The organism is Thermodesulfobacteriota bacterium, from assembly GCA_036397855.1.
GTDB lineage: Bacteria > Desulfobacterota_D > UBA1144 > Nemesobacterales > CSP1-2 > DASWID01.
Genome location: DASWID010000188.1, coordinates 1 through 6,854, shown reverse-complemented (window position 1 = coordinate 6,854; position 6,854 = coordinate 1). Strand labels below are relative to the sequence as shown.

Here is a 6,854-nt window from a genome sequence, read left to right as displayed (position 1 = left end):
TTATTTTTATTCTACCCCGCGCGATTTTTTAAATTGTCTTTATTACTTGCCCCAGCATGAGCTTCGTCCTACTTGTCCTCCTTCTTTTCGTGTAAGTAACCCAATTCTTCAAGTGATAGGCAGGAGATCGCCGCAGTGGAGTCTATACTGAGTAGGTCGAAGTACGATGACCATAAAAGAGGAGATTGCTTCGCGGGAGCTCGCAGCACCTCTTTATGGATTCCCGATAGAGGCATTCGCAGATCAAAAACATGTGCGGGGACCTTGGCATCGTCTCTAGAGATGTCCTAATAATCCCCTCTAGCTCCCCTTTGCCAAAGGGGAGAAGGAAATCAGGGGGATGCCCGATTACGCTTGTGCCCGAATGTTTCCCCGACAAATACTTTCGAGGACAAGTTTATCGGGTAGCATTCGGGAATGAGCCTTCGGGGAGAGGAAACTGAATTTTTGGGCGCCCCATGAACTCCCACCCTAGTGGCATTATATAACGGGTATTGGTATTATTTTATGTTGCAATAGAAAATAGAAATGAAAATAAGCGAGATATTCTTTTCAATTCAGGGCGAAGGCATTGAAATAGGACTGCCTACGGTATTCGTCCGCCTTTTTGCATGCGATCTGAGATGCGAATGGTGTGATTCCATGTATGCAGTGGAAGGGCGGGATTTTAAGCAAATGGCAATAGAAGACGTACGGAATACTATTGAAACATTTAAATGTAAGAGGATTTGTATCACAGGGGGAGAGCCCCTCTTACAAAGAACAGAATTAGAAGAGCTCGCAGATGATTTAGTAAGGGATGAATACAATATCTTACTGGAGACAAGTGGTCATAAGGATCCCCCACCCATTTTTTGGACCGATAATTGCGTCATCAGTATGGATTGCAAGTGCCCAAGCTCGAAAATGGAAGATAGGATGAATTTTAGGCTCTTCGAGAAGCTACGCCCAAAGGATCAGCTAAAATTCGTCATCAAAGACGGAGTCGATTACGAATATGCCAAATCTATTCTAAAAAGCTATAAGATCGAAGCCAGCATCATTTTTCAACCTGTCCATGGCACAAACCTTAAGTGGCTTACAGAAAAGATAATCCAGGACAAACTTGAAGATATAAGAGTCCTACCACAACTCCATAAGATCATTTGGGGGGAGAAAAGAGGGGTATGAGGATTTATTGATAAGGTTTAAAACTGATCAATTTTTAGGTTAAATTATTAAAGGATATAAATTAATGCAGTAATAGGTTCGATGGTAATGACTTCTTCTGCTAACAATTAATTTCCTCATATTCAGTGATGCAAAACGTAAACAAAACCTTTCCGCACAATCCCAAAGAAAATAAAAAGAGTAGTCATTTTAATCTAACGGTATACGACTCAATCAAGCACATCGATAAAAATCAATACAATCGTATCACAGATCGCGAAAATCCCTTTCTCGAATATGAATTTCTTGAAGCCCTCGAAATTTCCGGTTGTGTTGGCAACGATACGAGCTGGATACCAAGACATATCGTATTATCCGATGACAAAAAAATTATAGGTGCCTTGACGTTCTATGTAAGGTTTGATTCCTACGGTGAATACATCTTTGATTGGGAATGGGCACAGGCTTTTGAGAATGCAGGCCTGCAATATTTCCCCAAGGTGGTAGTGGCAATACCATTTACTCCCGCTAATGGAACGCGCATTCTGGTAGATCCAGACTACTCGTTTGAGGAAATAGTTCTCGTGATGGTTAATTGCCTAATTGAATTCTGTAAAAAAGAGCATATCTCGTCTATTCATTTTCTTTTCTTGACCGAGAAGGAACAAAGGTTTCTAGAGAAGCTCGGTTTTTTGACTAGGAAAACCCATCAATATCATTGGAAAAATAGAGAATACGAGTGTTTTGACGACTTCCTAGACGATATGCGCTCAAACAGGAAAAAACAGATTCGAAAGGAAAGAAGGCAGCTTCGAGAACTTGGTTTAAATATATCAATTATCGAAAAAGAGGACATTAAAAGACAGCACATGGATGCAATATGGGAATTTTATTTGCATACAACATCTAGAAAATGGGGAAGGCCTTATCTAAACAGGCAATTTTTCAATTTGATGTTTGAAAACTTCAGGCATAGATTGGTTCTGGTTTTAGCGAAGGATGAAGACAAATTTGTTGGCGGTACCTTTAACGTTGTTAAAAACAAAACACTCTTCGGGCGTTACTGGGGATCCATTAGGGATTTCAAAAATCTCCATTTCGAATGCTGCTACTATAAGTTGATAGACTACTCAATAGCAAATAAAATTGAAATATTTGAAGCCGGTGCACAGGGTGAGCATAAGTTTCTGAGGGGCTTTGTTGCTGTGCCGACTTACAGTTCTCATTTCATCATAAATCGTGAGGCTAATGAAGCTATAAAAAAATATCTAATTAATGAGCGAAATTACACTACAAGATTAATAAACGATTACAACAGGATTTCACCTTTAAAATACTTGCATGAACAAATATAAAAAATAATAATTAAATCTAGGGACCAGATTATGTCTGATGAGAGAATAAATATTGACGATCTTGAGGGAGAGCTCCTCACCGAAGAAACTACTCAATTAAAAAGACCCGATATGTACAGGATTGTACTATTGAATGATGATTACACACCCAGAGAATTTGTAGTATGGGTATTGGTAAAGGTTTTCTATAAGAGTGAAGAAGAGGGCACACGAATAATGCTTGACGCTCACACAAAAGGTAAAAGTATTATTGGCGTATATACTTATGACATCGCAAGAACAAAGGTGATGCAGGTAGACAATTTAGCGAAACAACACCAGCATCCATTAAAGTGTGACATGGAAGTCGAAGAAGGCGGAGAAGACGAATGATCATATCTGAAGAACTCGATAAGACCCTAAACAGGGCATATAGGGAAGCAAGGAATAGAAGACATGAGTTTATAACCCTAGAACATATACTCCTAGCATTAACAGAGGACACTCATGCATTAAGGATTCTAATCGGGTGCGGAGTTGATGTGGAAGAGCTTAAGAAGTCATTAGAAAAATTTATGGACGAGAAAATGGCTTCAATCAAAGGAGAAGAAATACTCGATCCCCAATACTCATTGGGAAGCCAGCTAACATTACAATTGGCAGCCATGCATGTTCAATCGGCAGGTCAAGAAGAGCTCGACAGCAGCAATGTTTTGGTGGCATTGTTCAGGGAAAAAGAATCTCATGCCGTCTATTTTCTAAATCAGCAGGGCGTCACGCGTTTCGACGTAGTTCGATACATATCTCATGGAGACTCCGAGAATCTAAGAGATGAAAGCTCTGGAGCCCCTATTACTGACAACGAAAAAATTAAGGATTCTAAACCAAAAGACCCTTTGAAGAGATTTTGCACAAATCTGGTCCAAAAAGCAAAAGATGGGAAAATCGACCCATTAATAGGTCGTGAAACAGAGATTGAACGAACAATTCATATACTGGCCAGAAGAAGAAAAAACAACCCCATATTTGTGGGTGATGCCGGAGTCGGTAAGACCGCTATAGCCGAGGGACTGGCGCTTTATATTGTCGAAAACAGAGTCCCTCCGGCTTTAAAAGATTTAAACATCTATGCATTAGACATGGGGTCCCTGACCGCTGGAACACGTTATAGGGGAGACTTTGAAGAACGGCTAAAGGCGATTATCGATGCGGTCAAAGGTGACAAAAATAAGGTACTATTCATAGACGAGATCCAGACCGTTATAGGGGCAGGAGCCGTTTCAAGCGGCACATTGGATGCTTCAAATATGTTGAAACCCGCCCTGGCAAACGGCGAGATAAGATGTATAGGCACAACCACATTAAAAGACTATAGAAGCGTCTTTGAAAAAGACCACGCACTGGCCAGGAGATTCCAGAAAATTGACGTCTTTGAACCAAGCCAAGAAGAAACTCTCAAAATTTTATTAGGCTTAAGGAATTACTATGAGAGTTTCCACAACGTGAGCTACTCGAATTCTGCGCTTAAGGCAGCAGTCGAGTTATCATCCAAGTATTTAAACGATAGACGATTGCCGGATAAGGCTATAGACATCATCGATGAGGCTGGCGCGGAAGTCAAGCTGAGAAACCAAAAGTCAAAAATAAGGCAGGTCACGGTTAAAGACATAGAGTCCCTGATCTCTAAGATTGCTAAAATCCCTTCTCGAACTGTAAGGGTCGACGACCGACAAAGACTGATAACGCTCTCGGACGATCTAAAAAAGGTTATTTTCGGACAAGACTCGGCAATAGAAAAGCTAGTAACGTCAATTCAAATGTCAAGAGCGGGTCTCAATGAACCACAGAGGCCTGTGGGCTCCTTTATGTTTGCAGGGCCTACAGGTGTCGGAAAGACCGAACTAGCAAAACAGTTGGCCTCCCTACTTGGCGTAGAGTTTATGCGTTTTGACATGAGCGAATATATGGAAAAGCACACCGTATCGCGTCTTATTGGTTCACCACCGGGATACGTAGGCTTCGATCAGGGTGGTCAACTCACAGAAGCAGTTAACCAGCATCCTCACGCCGTATTGCTACTGGACGAAATTGAAAAAGCCCATGAAGATATCTACAACATATTATTACAGGTGATGGATCACGCTACTTTAACCGATTCAAACGGAAGAAAGGTTGACTTTAGGCAAATAATTCTGATCCTGACGACTAATACGGGATCGAGGGAGAGTAGTATAAGGACTATGGGATTTGGAAAACACGAGTACGAAGACAAAAGCGCCGAGGCCATCGATCGATACTTCAGCCCGGAGTTCAGAAATAGACTCAACGCTATCGTGCATTTTAATTCTCTAGACATGGAAGTCGTAAAAAGGATCGTTGATAAAATCATCGGCCAATTGGCCGATAGATTAAAACCCAAAAAGGTATCCATCGAACTTGAAAAAGATGCGAGAACCTACCTGGCTGAAAAGGGTTACGATTCAAGGCTTGGAGCTAGGCCAATTCAAAGACTGGTAGACACAGAAATTACTGAAAGATTATCAAAAGAAATCTTATTCGGGAAGCTGGCAACAGGGGGAAACGCACGAATCAAGTCGAAAGGAAATAAGTTAAGCATCGAAATCGATTCAAATAACTAGTCGAAACTACAGAAAATAACTAAAAGAATTCATCATCAGCGTAGATTTTTTTGGATTTTGATAATTAATTGCATTCAATCCTGATTTATTTCACAAGCCAAAGCTCTAATTTGAAATTCTCCACCAAAAGAAGTATATTTTGAGACCTTTTATTGAGTACTCGAGTTGGCGTAGAATACTTTAGAGACAGATTGCCGATGGAGATGGGCTTATTCTTTAAGGGAATAGTTGTAGGAATCATCATAGCTATGCCCGTTGGACCAGTCGGCACGTTATGCGTTCAGCGCACCATTACAGAGGGAAAGATCAACGGTTTCCTAACGGGACTCGGCGCTACAACCGCTGATGTGATTTTCGGTTTCATCGCGGCTTTTGGATTAACAGTAGTTTCCAACTTTCTGATTGACCAGCAGGAATGGATTCGACTCTTAGGAGGAATAATCATTTGCTTAATCGGTGTAAAGGTATTCTTTCTGGAAACACAGAAGAAAATAACGCCAACCAAAAGCCCAAATCATATTAATGCATTCGGGTCAGCCTTTTTAATCGCCATTACCAATCCGATTACCATCATCACGTTTGTGGTCATGTTTGCAGGATTAGGGCTAGTAGTCGGTTCAAATTCGCAATATGGTTCCGCTAGTCTGACAGTCTTCGGCGTATTTGTTGGTTCGGGCTTCATATGGCTCACGCTATGGGGTATGAGTTTAGTTTTTCGTGAAAGGTTCGACTTCGGCCGGATGACATGGGTAAATAAGATCGCCGGAATTGTAATTTTTATCTTTGGTATCTCAGCTATTTTAAGCTTGATATCCTTTCCAACTTATTAATGATTTCCCCATATAAAAATCGGTGATGACTACCCTCTTAAACTTGAGTTGATCTGATACCGAGCTTAAACTAAATTAATGATCAAAATCACGAATAAGATTTTCATCAATGAAAGCGAAATAAAGGAGGAATTTATACGTTCTTCTGGCCCAGGCGGGCAAAATGTGAATAGAGTTGCCACTGCGGTGCAACTAAGGTTCGATGTGGCAAATTCGCCAAGTTTACCATCCGATGTTCGTAACCGGCTCTTGCGTATCGCTGGCAAAAGGGCGACCGAAGAAGGAATATTAATAATCGAAGCCAGTCGGTATCGGTCACAGGAAAAAAACAGAAAAGATGCATTGGACCGCCTCATCAACTTGATAGCTAAAGCTGCTCGAAAGCCGAAAATAAGGCGTAAAACAAAACCCACGTACCAATCAATAAAAAGACGGCTTGAATCCAAGCGTCGCAGGAGCCGAATCAAAAAGCTGAGACGGCTTGCTACGGATTCCGAAATATAAGATTCATAAACCGACATGCACTATATTATCAATCTCGAGCACATTAACTAACAAATGATATGAACATTAAAACGTTCACGTCGTTAATGACTCTTTGCTTAATACTTGTTCTTTACACCAGCGAGGCAGAGAGCGACCGACAACTACCCAGGCTCTCTGAGGAAGAGTTAAAACAAATAGGTAATCTCATTTATATTAACGAATGTGGAGGAAAAACCGAAAATCTTGTTGTCTGGAATGAAGGCGAAGAATTCCCATCACTAGGTATAGGTCACTTTATATGGTATCCCACAGGTAAAGAAGGACCATTTCAAGAGACCTTTCCAACGCTCTTAGAGTTTTATAAACACAATGGTATAGAACCTCCAGACTGGATCGACAAATTACCGAACCAGGAT

7 protein-coding genes are annotated in these 6,854 nt (G+C 41.0%); all 7 read left to right on the top strand.

The features are described from left to right. Positions 1–528 precede the first annotated feature (528 nt). Positions 529–1,170: a radical SAM protein gene (locus VGA95_14300; protein HEX9667714.1), complete on the top strand. Its 642-nt coding sequence runs from the start codon at positions 529–531 to the stop codon at positions 1,168–1,170. Positions 1,171–1,298: 128 nt separating this feature from the next. Then, positions 1,299–2,504: a GNAT family N-acetyltransferase gene (locus VGA95_14295; protein ID HEX9667713.1), complete on the top strand. Its 1,206-nt coding sequence runs from the start codon at positions 1,299–1,301 to the stop codon at positions 2,502–2,504. 30 nt (positions 2,505–2,534) lie between these two features. Beyond that, on the top strand, positions 2,535–2,876 hold the full coding sequence (gene clpS / locus VGA95_14290; GenBank protein HEX9667712.1) for an ATP-dependent Clp protease adapter ClpS: 342 nt from the start codon (positions 2,535–2,537) through the stop codon (positions 2,874–2,876). Next, positions 2,873–5,122 (top strand): ATP-dependent Clp protease ATP-binding subunit ClpA, encoded by a 2,250-nt coding sequence (gene clpA / locus VGA95_14285; GenBank protein HEX9667711.1) that lies wholly within the window; start codon positions 2,873–2,875, stop codon positions 5,120–5,122. The genes clpS and clpA overlap by 4 nt, the downstream gene beginning before the upstream one ends. 152 nt (positions 5,123–5,274) lie before the next feature. After that, a complete protein-coding gene (locus tag VGA95_14280; protein HEX9667710.1) occupies positions 5,275–5,952 on the top strand; it encodes a LysE family transporter in 678 nt (225 codons plus the stop codon). A gap of 78 nt (positions 5,953–6,030) precedes the next feature. Continuing rightward, positions 6,031–6,456, top strand: coding sequence for an alternative ribosome rescue aminoacyl-tRNA hydrolase ArfB (gene arfB, locus VGA95_14275; GenBank protein ID HEX9667709.1), 426 nt, complete (start codon positions 6,031–6,033; stop codon positions 6,454–6,456). Between the two features lie 86 nt (positions 6,457–6,542). Next, positions 6,543–6,854, top strand: a 312-nt coding sequence (locus VGA95_14270) for a hypothetical protein (GenBank protein HEX9667708.1), incomplete at its 3' end; no start/stop codon positions are given.